The organism is Streptomyces sp. NPDC033177 (genome assembly GCF_055577715.1).
Genome location: NZ_JBVIPS010000004.1, coordinates 622,498 through 640,257, shown reverse-complemented (window position 1 = coordinate 640,257; position 17,760 = coordinate 622,498). Strand labels below are relative to the sequence as shown.

The window sequence follows — 17,760 nt, the reverse complement described above, 5'->3', positions numbered from 1 at the left end:
GGATCTGCAGTATGCGGGGGAGTCCGTGTTGAGTGTGGCGCCGGGTGCGGGGCGGTGGCCGTCGCGAAGTCCGTACTTCCGTGCATCGTCTAAGGAGAAGGCGATCTGAACACTCCGCCGAGCGCGGCATCACAACTCTTGTCACTCTCCGGGAAGGTGTGCGAGACCGACGTGGAATTCTCCGTACTTGGACCGCTGCGCATGAACGAGCGCGGCGAGTCCTACACCCCGACGGCGCCGAAGCAGCGACAGCTGCTCACCCTGCTGCTCCTCAACGCCAACCAGGTCGTTTCCACCGACACGTGCATAGAGGAGCTGTGGGAGAGCTCCCCTCCCAACAGCGCGCTCTCCACCCTCCAGTCGTACATACTCCAGCTGCGGCGCAGCCTGCGACGGGTGCCGCGGATCGGCAGCCTGCAGGCCGCCCGCCTCATCCTGGAGACCCGCGACGGCGGCTATCTCCTTGCGGTGCGCGGCGACGAACTCGACACCAACCGCTTCTGGGTGCTGGTGCGCGAGGGGCGTTCGGCGCTCCACCACGATGATGCACGGGCTTCGGCCTGTCTCTCCGAGGCCCTGCTGCTGTGGCAGGGGGCCGCGCTGTCCGACGTGCAGCGAGGTCCTGTCCTGCGGGCCCATCTCGTGGGCCTGGAGGAGGAGCGGACGAGCGTGCAGGAGCAGCGCATCGGCGCCGATCTGCGCCTGGGCCGGCACCAGGAGCTGCTCGGCGAGCTGAGCCGGCTCACGGCCAAGTATCCGATGCACGAGAGCCTGCACGCCCAGTTCATGCTCGCGCTGCACCGCACCGGCCGTCGTACCCAGGCCCTTGAGGTGCTGCGGCGGCTGAGCACCGTGTTGCGCGAGGAGCTCGGCCTGGACCCCTCGCCGCGGGTGCGCCGGCTGCACCAGGCGATCCTGGCGGGCGACCCCGCCCTCGACCTCCTGGCGTACACCGACTCCGTGCTCGCCGCGGAGCCCGGCGCGCCGAACGGGCGGCTCGTGCCCGAGCTGGTGACGGCGGGGGCGCCCGCGAGGCGCCAGGAGCAGCTGGTGCGGCGCTGACCGTGCCAGGCGGCACGGTGACGAGGTACGAGGGCTGAGGCGCCCCCTGTCCGGGGCAGCGCCTCAGCCCTTCCCGCTGCCGCCCGAAGCGGCCGGCCCTAGCGGCGGGTTGGCCGCGAGGAAGGCGTCGGCGACGGTGTGGACGTACTCCGCGCCGAAGGTGCGCTCCGCGAGGAGCCTGCGGAACATCAGCGGGCCCGCGAGCTGGTCGATGGCCAGCTCGGTGTCCAGGTCGCCGGGCAGTTCGCCGTTGTCCTTCGCCAGCTCGACGATCGCGCGGAACCCTCCGGAGCCCGCCTGGTACAGCGATTCCTTGAGCTCGGCGAACGTCGGGTCCACCCCGGCGCGTTCGATGACCACCCGCATTCCGCGCTCCCCCACCGGGTCGTGCAGCAGGGCCCGAAGACCGTTGAGCTGCCCGATCAGGTCCTCACGCAGGACGCCCGTGCGGGCGGGGCGGGCGTTCGCGATGCGCTGGGCGATGGCCTCGTAGATGAGGGACGGGGAGTCGGGCCAGTGGCGGTACAGGGTGGTGCGGCCCACGCCGCTGCGTGCGGCGACGGCGACATGGGTGACCGCGGCCCAGCCCTGTTCGACGAGCAGTTCCTGCGCCGCCGCGAGAGCGGCGGCCCTGCTCCGGGCCGCCCGCGGATCCATCCCGCGCCCCGGCACCCGGCTGCGACCTGCGGCATCGGCCTGCGTGGCCATGGCGGCTCCCCGTGGTTCGGTGATCTGTTGTTCGGTACAGAGTGTGCCAGTTCGCGCCCCGCGGGCCGGGGCGCGGGCCGCCCGGGAGGGACGAGGGCCCTCCCGGGAAGCGCACCGGTGTTCGTCAGGCGCGGTAGAAGTGCAGGTGGTCGTGCGCCCAGGTGGCGAAGGAGCGGGGGGCGCGGCCCAGGATGCGCTGGATGTCCGGGGAGAGGCGGCCGTGCAGTTCGCTGCCGTGCTCGATCGCTTCCTCCAGTGTCGTGATCACTCCGTTCACGGTCTCCTCGGAGAAGTGGCGCAGCATCATCTCCCGGTGCGCGGCCAGCGGCACCGTCTCAAAGCGCAGGTCACGCCCGAGCAGCGAACCGAGCACGGCCAGCTGCTCACGGCCCGTCAACGCCTGTGGCCCCGTCAGTTCGTACACCTGGCCCTCGTGGCCCTCCTCGGTGAGCGCCCGCACCGCTACCTCGGCGATGTCACGGGGGTCGACTATCGCCTCCGGCACGTCCGCCAGCGGCCCGCGGGCGACCCCTTCGGCCTTGACCGAGGCGGCCCAGCCGAGGTTCATGCTCATGAAGCCGTTCGGCCGCAGAATCGTCCACGGGACCCCGGAGTCCCGCAGCGCGTCCTCGGCGACGCGGTGCCAGTGACCCAGCGGGTTGGTCTTCGGGTCCTCGGCCATCTCCACCCCGAGGGTGGACAGCTGCACGATGTGCTCGACGCCCGCCTCGCGCGCGGCGGCCACCAGGTGCGCGTCGTGGGTCGCCTTGTTGGCGCCGAGCGACATCAGGAAGACCTTCTGTACGCCGTCGAGCGCGGCCGGCAGCGTCTGGGGGCGCCCCAGGTCGGCGGCGGCCACCTCCAGGTCCGCTCCGGCCTCGAACGCCGCCTTCGCCGGGTCGCGGGTGAGCGCCCGCACCTTGTGCCCGTCGGCGCGCAGCAGCGAAAGGACTTTGCCGCCCACGTTTCCCGTGGCTCCGGTCACCAGAATCATCGTCATCTCCTCGTTCGTCGTCCGTACAGGGGTGTGGGTGGACCGGAACCGGGCTAGGGGGTTGTTGCGCCGGGGCGGTCCAGGACCGTGCGCAGGGCGTTGTCCAGCGCCCGGCTCGCGGCGTCGGTGTCCGCGGGCGCGCCGCCCGTGCGCCAGGCGACGAAGCGGTCGGGCCGTACCAGGACCGCGCCCGCCGCGCTCACGCCGTAGCTCTTCTCCCACTCGGTGCCCGCGAGCCGGTGCACCGGCAGGGTGATGCCGAGCCGGTCGGCCGCTCGGGCGGCCGCGACCGTCCACGCGTCGCCCGTGCCTTCCCCGGTGAGCAGGACGAAGGAGCGGCCGAACAGGGCGGTGGTGGACGCGGCGGGCGAGCCGTCGGGCAGCGCCACGTAGGGCGCCCGGGAGCCGGGGCGGCCGGTCGGGGCGGCCGGGTCCTCCAGGAGTTCCCCTGCGTCGTCGGCCTCGCGGACCACGGCACCGGCCGCGCAGCGGTAGCCGAAGGCCTGTACGAGGGGCGGCAGCGGCGCGGCGAGCGCCCCGTCGTCGAGGTAACCCGCGAGGCGTTCCACGGTGTTGCGCAGCTGCTGCTCCCCGATCATCTCGGAGACCGGACGGCGTTCCGCGTCGTGGCTGTCGAGCAGTCCGGGCCCTGCCTCGCCCTTGACGACCATGGCCAGTTTCCAGGCGAGGTAGAAGCCGTCCGTGATCGCGGTGTTGCCGCCGAGGCCACCTGGTGCGGGCACCAGCCTGGCCGCGTCGCCCACCAGGTGTACGCGGCCCTGGCTGAACCGGTCGGCGATCTCGCTGACGATGTCCGTGCGGCCCGTCTCGACGACCTCCAGCGGCAGGTCGGGCAGGCCCAGGCCGGTGCGGACGAGGTCGGCGCACCGCTCCTTGGTGAAGGCGGCGAAGTCCGGCGGGTTCTGCGACATGCCGAGCACGTAGCCGTAACGGCCGGGCACGTCCGTGGTGTAGAAGACGCCGGGTGCCGGCTGCTGGAGCCAGAAGAGCGCGAACTTGCGGCCCTCGGCGACGCCGGGCAGCTGCCGCAGCGGTTCGCTCAGGTCGGCGTCGAAGAAGACCCGGAAGATCTCGCCGAGGTTCCCGCGGCCGTGCATGGCGATGCCCAGCTGTCGCCGTACGGGGCTGTGCGCGCCGTCGGCGCCCACCACGTAGTCGGCGCTCACCGTCCGCTGGGTGCCGGTGCGCACGTTCCTCAGTACGGCGGTGACCACGTCCGGTGACTGGGTGAGCGAGACCAGTTCGGTGTCGAAGCGGAGCTCGGCGCCCAGCTCGGCGGCCCGGTCGGCCAGGATCACCTCGGTCCGCTCCTGCCCGGCCATCGCCCAGTCCTCGGGCGAGACGTGGCGCATCGCCATCTCGCCCTCGGTCATGATCCGCTTGAGGACGGGCCCGGCCAGGCTGTCGGCCACCACCATGTAGAACTCGCCGGTGCCCTCGTCGGGGCCCGCGGCGGCGATCCGGTCGGCGATGCCGCCGATCCGCAGGGCCTCCATGGTGTGGGGGTACTGCCCGCGCGCCTTCATGATGACCGAGGTGCCCGGGTGTTTCTCCGCCACCAGCGGCCTGACGCCGTGGAGTCCCAGGAACAGCGCGGTGGTCAGGCCCGCGAGGCCGCCGCCCACGATGAGAACGGGTACGTGCTCGTCCGACACGGCCACTCCTTGGTCGCTTGGGTCTTCCCGCTTCGAGCCGGGCCGAGTTGGGCCGGTTCGGGTCGTCGGGGGCCGTCGTCACAGGTCCGGACGGCCGGGCGCCCAGTGTGCGGAGGGCCGTTGGAGGTCCGATGGGGTTCCGGTGGGCGGCGGCCTCCTCCACCACCGCCCCAACAGCCCATCAGCGGGCGCCTCGAAGGTGGCAGGAGCGGCCCGCGCGAGCGCCGCCCCATCCTTCGAGACACAGGAGTCGTCGTGGTCGTCTTCGTCAACAAGCTGACACTCACCGGAGCGGCCGAGGACCTGGAACGCATCTACGCCCATGTCGCCGAGTTCATGCGCACCCGTCCCGGTCTCATCCGCTACCAGCTCGTCCGCTCGCAGAGCGACCCGTCCGTGTACTTCAACGTCGCGGAGTGGGAGGACCAGACGTCCTTCGAACAGGCCTTGAAGGAGCCGGAGTTCCGCAACCGCCTGAAGGCTCTGGGCACGGTCATCAAGGGTGAGCCGCACCTGTCCGACCTGGTCGAGTCCGGCGTCGGGGAGGCCTGAACCGGTGTCCGGACCTCTCAAGATCAGCAATCCGGTCGACGGGGAGACGTACGCGCAGATCGTGCAGTTCTACGCCCACCAGATGCAGCTCCTGGACGAGCGTGAGGCCGAGGAGTGGGCCGAGGGGTTCACCGAGGACGGGGTCTTCGCGCAGAACGTGAAGCCGGAGCCCTGGACGGGCCGCGCCGTCATCGCCGAGCGGATGCGCGCCGGCATGGACCGCCTCGCCACCAAGGACGTACAGCGGCGGCACTGGTTCGGCATGGTCGCCACCCAGCGGCAGGACGAAGAGAGGGTACTGACCCGCTACTACGCCATGGTCTACGAGACCCCGCGGGGCGGCCGGGCCGCCACCTATCTCAGTACCACCGGTGAGGACGTCCTGGTCCTGCGGGACGGCCGGTGGCTGGTCAAGCACCGCCTCATCACCCACGACGGCACCTGATCCGGCCGGCACCCAGCGAAGGAAAGAAGGTTGTGAGCATGACCGAGCTGACACGCGAACGGGTGGCGGCGGCGTACGCGTCGCTGGTGACCGGGGACCGGGAGCAGATTCTGCGGTACTGGTCGCCGGACGTCCGCTTCCAGATGCCGGGCAACCACCAGTACGCAGGCTGGTTCGTCGGCCTGGACGACTACCTGTCGAAGATGGGCAAGCTGATGGCCGCCACCGGAGGCCGCATCTCCTCCCAGACGCTCGACGTCCTGGTCGACCAGGAGGCCGGTGTGTCCATCGACGTGTACCGCCTCGACGGCTACCGCGAGCACGCCAAGGAGGACGCGACCTCTCCCTACGAGCGCCTCCAGGTCGAGGGTGTGCACGTGCTGCGCTGGGAGGACGGCCGGATCGTCGAGGGCCGCAGCGCCCTGTTCGCCGACGGAGTCACCCAGGGCAACCTGTGGTGGTCCCCGGTCGGCGCCGACGGCGAGCGCTACGAGTACTGACACCTCGCGAGGCCGTCCGGGCGCGTGTCTCCGGCACGGCCTCGCGCATCCCGGCCAGGCAACGCGACGCAGCGAGGAAACACAGCCATGACTGAGCCAGCACAGGGTCTGCTCCAGGACCGGGCGGTGGTGATCACCGGGGGCGGTACGGGCATCGGCCGGGCAGCCGCGCACGCCTTCGCCGCCGAAGGCGCCCGGGTAATGGTGGTCGGCCGCAGGACCGCCGTACTCGCCGAGACCGCCCGCGGCCACGACGGCCGCATCCATCCGTTCGGCGCCGACCTCTCCAATCCGCGGACACCGCGCGCCGTGGTGGCGGCGGCCGAGCGCGAACTCGGCGGCATCGACGTCCTGGTCAACAACGCCGTCACGATGGGGTCGGCGCCTCTGGGCCGCATCGACCCGGACAACACCCACAAACAGGTGGCCACGAACCTGCTCGCGCCGCTGTTCCTCACCCAGGAGGCGCTGCCCGCCCTGGAGTCCTCCAAAGGGCTCGTCATCAATGTCACCACGGCCGGCAACCAGCGCGGCTGGCCCGGCCATTCGGTCTACGGCGCCACCAAGGCCGCTCTCGACTTCCTCACCCGCACCTGGGCCCTGGAACTCGCCCCCAAGGGAGTCAGGGTCGCCGGCATCGCCCCCGGCCCTGTCGACACACCGATCGCGGAGCACGCCGGGCTCGACCCCGAGGGCATCGCGCAGCTGCGCGCACGCCAGCGCGGCCGGGTGCCACTGGGCCGGGTGGGCCAGCCGCAGGAGGTGGCCTGGTGGATGGTCGCCCTGGCCCGCCCCGAGGCGTCGTTCGCCACGGGTCTCGTCCTGCCGGTGGACGGCGGCGCGAGCGTCGTCTTTTGACCGCACCGCCGGGCCGCCCAACAACTTAGGGAGCCAGCATGGAATTCGGCATCAACTTCTTTCCCACCGTCGGGCCGGACGACAAGGACGCGGCGGACTACTTCGAGGAGAGCCTGAACCTGGTCGCGCTCGCCGAAGAGCTCGGCTTCGACCACGTCAAGACGGTGGAGCACTACTTCTTCAAGTACGGCGGCTACAGCCCGGACCCGGTCACGTTCCTGACCGCCGCCGCGGCCCGTACCAGCCGCATCAAGCTGGTGACCGGCGCCGTCATCCCCGCGTTCACGCACCCGCTGAAGCTGGCCGGCAAGCTGGCCATGCTCGACAACATCTCCCGCGGCCGGCTCCAGGTCGGCTTCGGACGCGCCTTCCTGCCCGACGAGTTCGACGCCTTCGGCATCGACATGGACGAGAGCAGGGCCCGCTTCGAGGAGGGGCTGCGGGCCTGCCAGAAGCTGTGGAGCGAGGAGGACGTCGTCTGGAACGGCAGCTTCCACTCCTTTGGCCCCGTCACCCTGCTGCCGCGGCCCTACCAGCGCCCGCACCCGCCGATCCTGGTGGCCACGGCGAAGACCCCCTCCTCGTGCGAGCAGGCGGGACGTGAGGGCCACGGCCTGATGATGGTCCCCTCGATCAACAAGCGCGAGGTCGTGCAGGACATGCTGGGCCTCTACCGCAAGGCGTGGGCGGACGCGGGCCACCCCGGCGAGGGCGAGGTCCACATGAGCTACAACTGCTACCTCAGCGAGGACCCCGCCGAGGCGAAGGCCAAGGGCAAGGAGTACTCGCAGCGCAGCAACCTGGTCATGCGGGACGCGGTGGCCGCCTGGGGAGAGCGGCGCAGCCAGGTGTACGCGGGCTACGAGAAGGTCGTGGAGAACATCGCCAGGGCCGACTTCGACCGCTCCCTGGCCGAGAACAAGGTCCTCGTCGGCACCCCGGACGAGGTCACCGAACGGCTCCAAACGATCCGCGAGTGGTATGGGGACATCGCCGTCAGCCTTCAGGTGATCTCCGGCAACCCCACCCACGAGGAGTCCGCGCGCAGCATGCGGCTCTTCGCCGAGCAGGTCATCCCGCACTTCCGGGACACCTCATCCGCCCTCTCCTGAAACCGGCGACACCACAAAGGGCTCCCCCGGACCTCGTCCGGGGGAGCCCTTTGTGCGATGGACCCGGGGCCGGTCAGGGGCGGACCAGGTCATCGACGAGCAGCGACGTCACGCGTGCCGCGACGGCGGCCACGGTCAGCGCCGGCGGGACTCCGGTGCCGGGCAGCAGCGAACCGTCCACCACGTAGAGGCCGCGGTAACCGCCGACCCGCCCCGCGTCGTCGGTCACCGTGCCAAGGGGTACGCCGCCGACCACGTTGCCGCCGGTGGTGCCGATGCGGCTGAACGCCGTACGGGTGCCGGTGTTGGCCTCGTTGAGCCGGTCCAGGGTGTGGGTGATGGCGGACTGCGCGCGGGCCAGGGCCGGGTCGTCGGCCGGCCAGTGCAGGACGACGTCGTCCTTGTCCTGGTCGTAGCGGAAGGTGCCCAGTGCCGGTGCGGGCACGGCTCCGATGGTGGTGGTCCAGCCCTCGCCCTGCGGGGCGTCCGGCCAGGGGAAGTTGAGCAGGGACACCGGGCCCAGCGGGTTGTCCTGCCAGTCCTGCGCGAAGATCGCCGCGGGGCCGCCCTGCCGGGGGTTGTTCTGCGCCATGCCGGTACGGGCCGTGATGACCTCGCTGTTGCCGACGCGTGTGCCCAGCGCGTCGTGCAGGGCGGGCAGGACGCCGCTGCGCTTGGCGCGCAGCAGCAGCCGGTTGGTGCCCAGGGTGCCCGCGGAAAGGATCAGCCGGGTGGCGGTGATCCGGTGGTGCGCGCGCACCTGTCCGCGCTCGTCGATCGTCTCGTAGTCGACGTGGTACCCGCCGGTGCCGTCGCCGCCGTCGATGGGGTGCACGGCGGTGACCACGCTCAGCGGCCGTACGTCGATGTGCCCCGACGCCTCGGCGCGGGCAAGGAGCGTGCGGTCGAGGCTGCGCTGGGCGCCGCTGTTGACGCCGAAGACGTTGAGGCCGTCGATCTGGGACCGCACCCGGGTGCCGGCCATCTCCTCGCGGACCACGTCCCAGTCAACGGCCAGGTCGACCTTGGTCCACGGGATCGAGGCCTTGTCCAGCTGGTCGGCGAACGAGCGGGCCGAGCGGTAGAACTCGGAGTGGTAGATGTCGTCGGGGATCGGCGCGCAGCCGATCAGTTCACGTGCCTGCGGATACCACCGCTCGGTCATCTCGCGGTGGTCCAGGACATCGCCCAGGGTCTGCCCGAACAGTTCGGCCGACGGCTCGCACATCGTGCCGTTGGTCGCCAGTGAGGCGCCGCCCACACCGGTGCCGGCCAGGACGTTCATGCCGCTGCCCTCGACGAACTCCAGGACGCCCGTGTAGACGTCGAGCTTCGCGTCCGTGAGCGGTGATGTCTGGCTGAGCCATGCGGCACGCCCGTCGGGGGCGGTCTGTGTCGCGAAGGTGTCGCCCGCGTCGTCGACGGGCCAGCGCCGCCCCCGCTCCAGGAGGACGGCGTCGACCCCCGCCTCCGCCAGCCTCAGGGCGGCGATCGAACCTCCGTAACCGCTGCCGACGATCACCACGTCGGCGCGGTGCTGCTGCCTCTCCACTGAGCGGCCTCCCTGCCCTTTTCCGTCCCGGTCTTTCGGACAGGTCGAACATCGCGGACGGCGATGGAGGCTCACTGTGAAGCCGCTGCAGAGCCGGTCAGCGGGACCCCAACGCCAACGGCCGCCGGACGACGGTGTGGTGACCGTGGTCCGGCGGCCGTGTGCGGTGGGCGCGCGCTGAGCCGAAGGAGACGGATCACGTTCCGTCGGCCGTGCTTCCCAGTGTGGGAAACGGGCCTGGGAAGCAGCTGGGGGCCCGCTGGAGAGTCACGGGGCGGTACTTCCCGGATCGAGATCGAGCCTCCAGGGCGTGGTGCGAGGGTGGGTCCCTCGCGCCGTACCACCTGCGCGCCGACCCGTACCGTGCCCCTTCCCTCATACCGTCCCGCCGCGTCCTCAGGAGGCAGCCATGAGCCCGAACACTCCCCCGCCCCCGGATCCCGCACCACGCGGTGTGGCCCTGCTGTTTCCCGGCCAGGGCGCCCAACAGCCTTTCATGGCGGCGGGGTTGTACCGCGCCCATCAGCCGTTCCGCCGTCTCATGGACGAGGTGTTCGAGGTGTGGGGCGCCGAGGGCGCCGCGTTGCGGGCCGACTGGCTCTCGGACTCCCCCGTCGTACAGCTGGACGGCGTGCGCAGGGCCCAGCCCCTGCTGTTCGCCGTCGACTGGGCACTGGGCCGCATGGTGCTCGACTGGGGGGTGCGGCCCGCGGCCCTGCTCGGCCACAGCGTCGGCGAGGTCGCGGCGGCCACCCTGGCCGGTGTCTTCACCCTGGAGGAAGCGGCCACGATGATGGCCGAGCGGGTGGCGCACATCGAGTCCGCGCCGGCCGGCGGCATGCTCGCCGTGCACGCGTCCGCCGCCGACATGGCGCCCTATCTGCACGCCGACGTGGTCGTCGGCGCCGTCAACGCGCCCCGCCAGGTGATCCTCGCCGGTTCCAAGGCACCGCTCGCCGCGTCCGAGGCCCGGCTCCGCGCGGCAGGGTTCACCTGCCGCAGGACCCGCGCCCTGAGCCCGTTCCACAGCCCGGCGCTCGCCCCGGCGGCGCAGGCGGCGCTGCCCTCGCTGGCCCGCCTTGGGCTGCGGGCACCGCGGCTCCCGGTGATCTCGGCGTACACGGCAGGCCCGCTGACTCCGGCCGAGGCGACCGACCCGCGGTTCTGGGCCGGGCAGCCCGCCACGCCCGTGCTCTTCGCTCCCGCGCTCGACACGCTGCTTGGCACCGGCGAGCTGCTGCTGCTCGAAGCCGGGCCGGGGCAGGGTCTGACCGCGCTGGCCAAGCGGCATCCGGCGGTCGGCGCCGGCCGCTCGGCGGCCATGGGGCTGCTGCCCGCGCGTGCCCGGGGCGACGCGTCGGACCTGCACACCCTCCGTACGGCGGTCGAACGGCTGCTGTGCCAGGGGCGGTTGGCGCACGACCCGCTGCCGCTGCCGTCCCCGGCGGGCGCGCCCTGAGCCAGGACCAGCACGCAACCAGAGGCCCACCATCCCGCCTCCAGGCCAGACTGCGAGCGTGACAGCTCGGGGCCGGTCACCGGCCGGACCCCGCCGACTGTGAGTGAGGATGTCATGGAGCGTCGCATCGTCATTACGGGGATCGGTGCAGTGGCCCCCGGCAAGCCGGGCGCCAAGGAGTACTGGGAGCTGATCTCCAACGGCCGCACGGCCACGCGTACGATCTCGTCCTTCGATCCTGCGCCCTACCGGTCCCGGGTCGCCGCCGAATGCGACTTCGACCCCTTCGCCGCCGGACTGCGCCGGCAGGAGGTCCGGCGCATGGACCGGGCCACCCAGTTCGCCGTCGCCGCCGCCCGCGAGGCCGTCAGCGACAGCGGGCTCGACCTGCCCGCGGCCGACCCCACCACCGTCGGGGTGTCCCTGGGCAACGCCGTGGGCTGCACGACGAGCATGGAGCGGGAGTACACCGTCCTCAGCAACGAGGGCGCCGACTGGCTGGTCGACCACCGCTATGCCGTACCGCATCTCTACGACCACTTCGTGCCGAGTTCCATCGCGGTCGAACTGGCGCGCCTGGTGGGGGCGCAGGGCCCGGTGGCGCTCGTCTCGGACGGCTGCACCTCGGGCCTGGACGCGATCGGCCACGCCACGGACCTGATCCGCGAAGGCAGCGCGGACGTCGTGATCAGCGGCGGCACCGACGCCCCGATCTCGCCGATCACCCTGGCCTGCTTCGACGCCATCAAGGCGACCACCCCCCGCAACGACGACCCGGAGCACGCCTCGCGCCCCTTCGACGCCACACGCAACGGGCTCGTCCTGGGCGAGGGCGCCGCCGTGCTGGTCCTTGAGGAGCTGGAGCACGCCAGACGCCGCGGCGCCCGGATCTACGCCGAGGTCGCCGGGGTCGGCACGCGCTGCAACGCCTACCACATGACCGGACTGCGCTCCGACGGCACGGAGATGGCCGACGCCATCACGCACGCCCTCGCCGAGGCCCGCCTCACGCCGGAGTCGATCGACTACGTCAACGCTCATGGGTCGAGCACCAAGCAGAACGACCGGCACGAGACGGCCGCCTTCAAGAGGGCACTGGGCAAGCACGCCTACGACGTGCCCGTCAGCTCGGTGAAGTCGATGATCGGGCACTCGCTGGGCGCGATCGGCGCACTGGAACTGGTCGCGTGCGTGCTCGCCATGCGCGACGGACTCATCCCGCCGACCGCCAACCTCCACGAACCGGACCCGGTCTGCGACCTGGACTACGTACCGCTGAAGGCCAGAGAGGCCGAGGTCGACAACGTACTGAGCGTCGGCAGCGGTTTCGGCGGCTTCCAGAGCGCCGTCGTTCTGGCCCGTCCCGAGCGGGTCGCGGCATGAGCCTCGACACCACGGTGCGCACCGTGGTCACCGGGGTCGGCGTGGCCGCGCCCAACGGCCTGGGTACGGAGGCGTACTGGGCGGCGACGCTCGCGGGACGCAGCGGCATCGCCCCCACGACCCGCTACGACGCCGCCGGTTATCCGCTCCAACTGGCCGGTGAGGTAAAGGGATTCGAGCCCGAGCAGCACATCCCGAGCCGCCTCATCCCGCAGACCGACCACGGCACCCGCCTCTCCCTGTACGCGGCCGACGAGGCGCTGCGTGACAGCACGCTCGACCCCGGGCAGCTCGACCCGTACGGGATGGGGGTGGCCACGGCCTCGTCGATGGGCGGTTTCGAGTTCGGGCAGCGGGAGCTGCAGAACCTGTGGAGCAAGGGCGGGCGGTTCGTCAGCGCGTACCAGTCCTTCGCCTGGTTCTACGCCGTGAACACCGGTCAGATCTCCATCCGGCACGGCCTGCGCGGTTCGAGCAACACCGTGGTGAGCGACGCGGCGGGGGGACTCGACGCGGTGGGCAATGCCCGGCGGCAGATCCGCAAGGGAACCACCGCGATGCTCACCGGCGGTGTCGACGGCGCGCTGTGCCCGCTCGGCTTCGCCGGGCAGTTCAGCTCCGGTGTGATGAGCACCGGCAGCGAGGCGGACCGCGCGTTTTTGCCCTTCGCCGACGACGCGCCCGGCCAGGTGCCGGGCGAGGGCGGTGCGTTCCTGGTCCTGGAGGACGCCGCGAGCGCGCGGCGGCGCGGCGCGGAGATCTACGGCGAGATCGCGGGCTACGCGGCGACGTTCGACCCGGGTCCGCTGCCGGCCGGTCAGGAGGGCACGGGTCTGGTGCGGGCGATCCGGCGGGCGTTGCAGGACGCCGGTACGGCCGCGCGGGACGTGGACGTGGTGTTCGCGGACGCCGCCGGTGTGCCCGACCTCGACCGGGCGGAGTCCCGCGCCCTGGGTGAGGTGTTCGGGCCCGGCGGTGTCCCGGTGACCGCACCCAAGAGCATGACGGGCCGGCTCTTCGCGGGCGGGGCGTCGCTGGATTTGGCGACCGCGCTGCTCGCCCTGCGGGACGGCACGATCCCGCACACCGCGAACGTGTCGGGCCCCGGCCCCGGGCATCCGATCGACCTCGTCACCGGGGAGCCGCGCGAGGCGGACCTGCGCTGTGCGCTGGTCGTGGCGCGCGGTCGGGGCGGGTTCAACGCCGCGGCGGTCGTACGACGGGCCACCTGAGGCACGCCGGGCGGCGCGACCTTCTCCCCCTTCCACCCACGCCGAAAGGACATCTGATGAGCGACGCCAATGCGACCGTGACCGAACTGACCGTGGAGGACCTCACCCGGATCATGCGGGAATCGGCGGGCGAGGACGAGTCGGTCGACCTCAGCGGCGACATCCTCGACTCCGACTTCACGGAACTCGGTTACGACTCCCTGGCCCTTCTTGAGACCGCCGGGCGGATAGCCCGGGACTACGGGGTCGAGCTGAGCGACGACGACCTCGACGGCATCGCGACGCCGCGGGAGTTCCTGACGGCAGTCAACCGGACGCTGGCCGCCGCGTAAGCACGGCGGGCCGGCTTTTTGCACAGACGGGCGGGGCACACCTGGTGCGGTGTGCCCCGCCCGCCCGTCTGCGCGTCAGACACGCGCGGCTGTCTCCTCCAGGACACGGGCCAGCAGCCTCGTGGCGTTGCGGTGCAACGGGAAGTCGGTGCCGGGCGGCATGATGCCGCTCTCCTCCAGGAGCCGGGTCACCCGTGCGGTGAGCACGCAGAACCGGAACGCGGCGAAGACCTCGTAGTACTCCAGGTGTTGTACGACGTGCCCGGTGATCCGCTCGTAGTGGCGCACCGTGGCGGCGCGGTCGGGGAGCCCGGTGAGCCGGACCGCGCCGATGCCCTCGCTCAGGTGCCGGTCCAGGTGCAGGAACCAGGCCAGGTCCGACTCGGGCCGTCCCAGGGCGGCCATCTCCCAGTCCAGCACGGCGGCCGGCTTCTCGCCGTCGTAGATGAGGTTGCCGAGCCGGGCGTCGCCCCACAGCAGGCGGGGCGGGCCGGATTCCTCGGGTCGGTGGTCGTGCAGCCAGGCCAGAGCCCTCGCCGCGGCCTGGTTGTGGTCCGCGCCGTAGAACGGCAGGAGCCGGGTGTACTCGGTCAGTTGCTGCGTGAGGTGGCCGGTGCCGTACTGCGGGCGGTCGAGGAAGCCGAGGCCGAGTGCGAGCGGGTCGAGCCGGTGGATCGCGGCGAGCATCTCGATGCCGCCGAGCCAGGCGGCACGGCGGCTGTGCGGCGGCAGCCCGGCCAGCCAGCCCTCGCGGTGGTACGAGGGGAAGTCCGCGGGCACCTCGCCCTCGATCCGGCGCATCACCAAAAACGGCGCCCCGAGCACGCAGGATTTGGGTTCGTGCCCCAGCAGCGGGGCCACGGGGACATCCGTACCGTCGAGGATCTCCAGCAGCCTGACCTGTTCCGTCCAGCGGTCGTCGGGGTGGAGGCGGTGCCCGGTGGGAGCCACCCGGACGGCCAGGGGTTCGCGGCGGGTCGTGCCGTCCTCGCCCTTGGTCCACTCGGCGTCGCACAGCAGGATCTCTCCGGAGAATCCGGCGGCGCCCGGCACCCGTACCGGGCCGACCCGCACCTCGCCGGCGCGGGGCTGCCATCGGACCGTGAGCCAGTCGGCCAACGCCCGGCGGGTCTGTTCGGGGTCGCGCTGCACGGGAACGGGCACGGACTTCCTCCTTCAGGGGTTGACCGAGGGCGCCCGGAGCACGGCCTTCGTTCGTCGCGGGCCCGGGTCCGGGCGGAGCCCGAGTCTCGCCGGGGCCCCTGGCGCCCGAATCCAGCGGCGCTGGGGAGCGGCCGTCACCGGGTCACCGGCCGCCGTGCGTCTCCAGCCGGTCTCCCTCGCCTCGCCATCGCCGCGCAGCAGCATCGTGCTCCCGGACTCCGCGGGCTCTTCCTCGCGGGCTCTTCGTCCCGGGCCCTCTCCCTGACCGGAACACAGGAGGAGCAATGCAGTTGCAGGGCAGGACCGCCGTGGTCACCGGCGGCACACGCGGTCTGGGCAGGGCCGTCGCGCAGGCGCTGGCCGACCAGGGCGCCATCGTGGTCGCCGCGGCCAGGGACGTGGAGCCCGATCCCCCTGACCGGGGCGGCCGGATCGTCCACGTCAAGGCCGACGTCACGGTGCCGCAGTCGGTCGCCGACCTGATGCGTACGACCCACGAACGGTACGGCGGCCCGCACATCGTGGTCGCCAACGCCGGGGTGAGCAGGCCGGGTCCGGTCTCGGCGCTCTCCGACGAACACTGGGACGCCGTGATCGCCACCAACCTGACGGGCGTGTTCCACACGGTGAGGGCGGCGGTGCCGTATCTCCGGGACGCCGAGGCGGCCCGGATCATCACCATGTCCTCGCTGCTCGGGCGGCGCGCCATGCCCGGCGCGGCCGCGTACTGCGCCTCCAAGGCAGCCGTCGAGCGGCTGACGGAGGTCTGCGCCCTCGAACTGGCGCCGCAGGGGATCACGGTGAACTGCCTGTCCCCCGGCTTCATCGACGAGGGCCAGGGCCGGGACCTGATGGCCAACGAGACGATCTGGCCGCGGCTGCGGGGCACCTTGGCCGCGGGCCGGGCGGGCACGGGAGCCGAAGTCGCCCGCGCCGCCGTATTCCTGGCCTCCCCGGGGAGCAGCTACGTGAACGGCGCGGTGCTGCCGGTCGACGGCGGCGTGCGCTGGTGACCTCTCCCCGCTCTTCGCGGTAACCCATCCCGACGACCCGACGACAGCCCCGGAGGCGACACCACGTGCAAGCACTCATCACTCCCGCGGACGGCGGCACCCGGGTGCGGCCGGCAACGGTTTCCGAGCCCGAACCCCGCCCCGACCAGGCCGTCGTGGAGGTCAGGGCGGTGTCCGTGAACCGCGGTGACCTCTCCCTGCTCGGCATGCTGCCGCCGGGCTCACGGCTCGGCTTCGACGTGGCAGGCACCGTGGTGCACGCGGCGGCCGACGGCAGCGGGCCGCCGCCCGGCACCCGGGTGGCGGGCGTCGCCGAGCGGGACGGCTGGTGTGAACGGGTCGCCCTGTCGACCACCCGGCTCGCCCCGCTCCCGGACGGCGTCGAGTGGACCGACGCGGCGGCACTGCCCGTGGCCGGACTCACCGCGCTGTACGCCATGCGGCACGCCGGCTCGCTCCTGGGCCGCCGGGTCCTGGTCACCGGCGCCAGCGGTGGGGTCGGCCGGATCGCCGTCCAGCTGGCCAGGGCCGCGGGCGCCGAGGTGGCCGCCTGGGCGGGTTCGGCGGAGCGGACGAAGGGCCTGAGCGAACTGGGTGCCGCCGAGGTGTCCACGTACGACGCGGGCCCTAAGGCGACACGGCCGGTGCACGTGCTCGTGGACAGCGTCGGCGGCGAGGTGCTGCGCAGCGCGTTCCAACGGGTCGAGCCGCACGGCGTCGTCGTCTGTTACGGCAACACCACGCGCGCCGATCTGTCCCTGCCCTTCGACTGGGGTCACGCACGCCCCGGCCTCCGTATCCGCTATCTGCACCTGTTCGACGAGATGCCGCGCAGGCCCGTCGGCAACGACCTCGCCGTGCTGCTGCGGCTCGTCGCCGACGGTGCTCTCGACCCGCACGTCACGCTCGTCGGCGACTGGGCGGACCCGGAGCCCACTCTGCGCGGCGTCGGCGACCGCCAGGTCAACGGCAAGGCTGTGCTGACGCTCTGATCCGGCCCGGTGCCGGACGCACCGGGGGATGACACGTCCGGCACCGGGGTCTTGGTGGCCGCCGGGGTCAGGCGGCCCTGCCCTTCCAGGGCGAGTTGCGCTCGTACTTGGGACGCCACACCGCGCGGTAGACCAGGCGCAGCGGCGGCGGGACCTTGTCGAGCACGGTGCGCCGTTCGGCCTCCGGTACCCCGTCGAGCAGCCAGGGGAAGAACGTCGCGGCGCCCTTGATGCCGACCTGGCTGCGCTGTTCCGACACGAAGGCGCCCCACTCCGCCGCCGTGAGTTCGCTCTCGATGAGCGGCAGGGCTTGGGCCTCCTCGTGGTCGAGGTGGTCGGTCAGGCAAGCGATGACGTCGTCCATGAGTTCCGGCAGGACCTTTTCGCCGCCCTCCTGGCCGAGCGCCGCGTCGATCTTCTCCACGGCCGTGTCGAGCTGGGCGTGTTCCAGCTCCATGGCCTGGAGCATCCTCAACTGCTCGTCCTGACCGTCCAGTTTGGTGCGCAGGACGGGCCACAGCGAGTGGTCCTCAGCCAGGTGATGGATCGTCAGGTAGTTCTTGAAGAGCTGCCATCCCTGGCGGAAGGCGGCGACGTCGTCGTGCTGGGCCGCCGCAAGCAGCCGCAGATCCCGCCGGAAGGCGTGGTGGATCGCGTACATCATCGTCAGGTCGACGGCGGGTGCGCCGCCCCTCTGCGCTCGGGCGTTCACTGCGGACTCCTCCT

The 17,760-nt window shown here is 72.1% G+C and carries 18 protein-coding genes; 12 read left to right on the top strand and 6 right to left on the bottom strand.

Annotated elements, in window-relative coordinates; all coding sequences use genetic code 11:
- Positions 1–171: 171 nt before the first annotated feature.
- Positions 172–1,062, top strand: coding sequence for an AfsR/SARP family transcriptional regulator (locus tag ACZ5U5_RS17970; protein WP_469022376.1), 891 nt, complete (start codon positions 172–174; stop codon positions 1,060–1,062).
- Positions 1,063–1,125: 63 nt separating this feature from the next.
- Here the strand turns inward: ACZ5U5_RS17970 and ACZ5U5_RS17965 are convergent, their stop codons facing one another.
- The 3 genes from ACZ5U5_RS17965 to ACZ5U5_RS17955 all read right to left on the bottom strand — a co-directional run bounded on the left by ACZ5U5_RS17965 (position 1,126) and on the right by ACZ5U5_RS17955 (position 4,440).
- Positions 1,126–1,770, bottom strand: coding sequence for a TetR-like C-terminal domain-containing protein (locus ACZ5U5_RS17965; protein WP_469022374.1), 645 nt, complete (start codon positions 1,768–1,770; stop codon positions 1,126–1,128).
- 124 nt (positions 1,771–1,894) lie between these two features.
- Positions 1,895–2,764, bottom strand: coding sequence for an SDR family oxidoreductase (locus ACZ5U5_RS17960; protein ID WP_469022371.1), 870 nt, complete (start codon positions 2,762–2,764; stop codon positions 1,895–1,897).
- 53 nt (positions 2,765–2,817) lie between these two features.
- Positions 2,818–4,440, bottom strand: a complete 1,623-nt coding sequence (locus tag ACZ5U5_RS17955; RefSeq protein ID WP_469022369.1) for an FAD-dependent monooxygenase — start codon at positions 4,438–4,440, stop codon at positions 2,818–2,820.
- Positions 4,441–4,695: 255 nt separating this feature from the next.
- Here ACZ5U5_RS17955 and ACZ5U5_RS17950 point away from each other — a divergent pair, with 255 nt between their 5' ends.
- The 5 genes from ACZ5U5_RS17950 (at position 4,696) to ACZ5U5_RS17930 (ending at position 7,907) form a co-directional block, all read left to right on the top strand.
- Entirely contained in the window at positions 4,696–4,992 is a 297-nt protein-coding gene (locus tag ACZ5U5_RS17950) for an antibiotic biosynthesis monooxygenase family protein (protein ID WP_229871743.1), read from the top strand.
- A 4-nt stretch (positions 4,993–4,996) separates the two neighbouring features.
- Positions 4,997–5,437, top strand: coding sequence for a nuclear transport factor 2 family protein (locus ACZ5U5_RS17945; RefSeq protein WP_469022365.1), 441 nt, complete (start codon positions 4,997–4,999; stop codon positions 5,435–5,437).
- A gap of 38 nt (positions 5,438–5,475) precedes the next feature.
- Entirely contained in the window at positions 5,476–5,937 is a 462-nt protein-coding gene (locus ACZ5U5_RS17940) for a nuclear transport factor 2 family protein (protein WP_469022362.1), read from the top strand.
- 87 nt (positions 5,938–6,024) lie between these two features.
- A complete protein-coding gene (locus tag ACZ5U5_RS17935; RefSeq protein WP_469022359.1) occupies positions 6,025–6,795 on the top strand; it encodes an SDR family NAD(P)-dependent oxidoreductase in 771 nt (256 codons plus the stop codon).
- Positions 6,796–6,833: 38 nt separating this feature from the next.
- A complete protein-coding gene (locus tag ACZ5U5_RS17930; RefSeq protein ID WP_469022356.1) occupies positions 6,834–7,907 on the top strand; it encodes an LLM class flavin-dependent oxidoreductase in 1,074 nt (357 codons plus the stop codon).
- A gap of 73 nt (positions 7,908–7,980) precedes the next feature.
- On the opposite strand, the gene ACZ5U5_RS17925 is transcribed toward ACZ5U5_RS17930, so the two are convergent.
- Positions 7,981–9,459, bottom strand: coding sequence for a GMC oxidoreductase (locus tag ACZ5U5_RS17925; protein ID WP_469022353.1), 1,479 nt, complete (start codon positions 9,457–9,459; stop codon positions 7,981–7,983).
- 409 nt (positions 9,460–9,868) lie between these two features.
- On the opposite strand from ACZ5U5_RS17925, the gene ACZ5U5_RS17920 reads away from it, so the two are divergent.
- The 4 genes from ACZ5U5_RS17920 to ACZ5U5_RS17905 all read left to right on the top strand — a co-directional run bounded on the left by ACZ5U5_RS17920 (position 9,869) and on the right by ACZ5U5_RS17905 (position 13,865).
- On the top strand, positions 9,869–10,918 hold the full coding sequence (locus tag ACZ5U5_RS17920; RefSeq protein ID WP_469022350.1) for an acyltransferase domain-containing protein: 1,050 nt from the start codon (positions 9,869–9,871) through the stop codon (positions 10,916–10,918).
- 114 nt (positions 10,919–11,032) lie between these two features.
- Positions 11,033–12,301: a beta-ketoacyl-[acyl-carrier-protein] synthase family protein gene (locus tag ACZ5U5_RS17915; protein ID WP_469022347.1), complete on the top strand. Its 1,269-nt coding sequence runs from the start codon at positions 11,033–11,035 to the stop codon at positions 12,299–12,301.
- Complete coding sequence (locus ACZ5U5_RS17910) at positions 12,298–13,533, top strand: ketosynthase chain-length factor (RefSeq protein WP_469022344.1); 1,236 nt, start codon at positions 12,298–12,300, stop codon at positions 13,531–13,533. Before ACZ5U5_RS17915 ends, ACZ5U5_RS17910 begins: the two co-directional genes overlap by 4 nt.
- A gap of 56 nt (positions 13,534–13,589) precedes the next feature.
- Entirely contained in the window at positions 13,590–13,865 is a 276-nt protein-coding gene (locus tag ACZ5U5_RS17905) for an acyl carrier protein (protein ID WP_469022341.1), read from the top strand.
- A gap of 75 nt (positions 13,866–13,940) precedes the next feature.
- Here ACZ5U5_RS17905 and ACZ5U5_RS17900 read toward each other — a convergent pair whose 3' ends face one another.
- Positions 13,941–15,029 (bottom strand): phosphotransferase family protein, encoded by a 1,089-nt coding sequence (locus tag ACZ5U5_RS17900; RefSeq protein WP_469022338.1) that lies wholly within the window; start codon positions 15,027–15,029, stop codon positions 13,941–13,943.
- A 284-nt stretch (positions 15,030–15,313) separates the two neighbouring features.
- Here ACZ5U5_RS17900 and ACZ5U5_RS17895 point away from each other — a divergent pair, with 284 nt between their 5' ends.
- Entirely contained in the window at positions 15,314–16,042 is a 729-nt protein-coding gene (locus ACZ5U5_RS17895) for an SDR family NAD(P)-dependent oxidoreductase (protein ID WP_469022337.1), read from the top strand.
- Between the two features lie 65 nt (positions 16,043–16,107).
- Entirely contained in the window at positions 16,108–17,034 is a 927-nt protein-coding gene (locus tag ACZ5U5_RS17890) for a zinc-binding dehydrogenase (RefSeq protein ID WP_469022334.1), read from the top strand.
- A 67-nt stretch (positions 17,035–17,101) separates the two neighbouring features.
- Here the strand turns inward: ACZ5U5_RS17890 and ACZ5U5_RS17885 are convergent, their stop codons facing one another.
- Positions 17,102–17,746, bottom strand: a complete 645-nt coding sequence (locus tag ACZ5U5_RS17885; RefSeq protein WP_469022331.1) for a hemerythrin domain-containing protein — start codon at positions 17,744–17,746, stop codon at positions 17,102–17,104.
- Positions 17,747–17,760 lie beyond the last annotated feature (14 nt).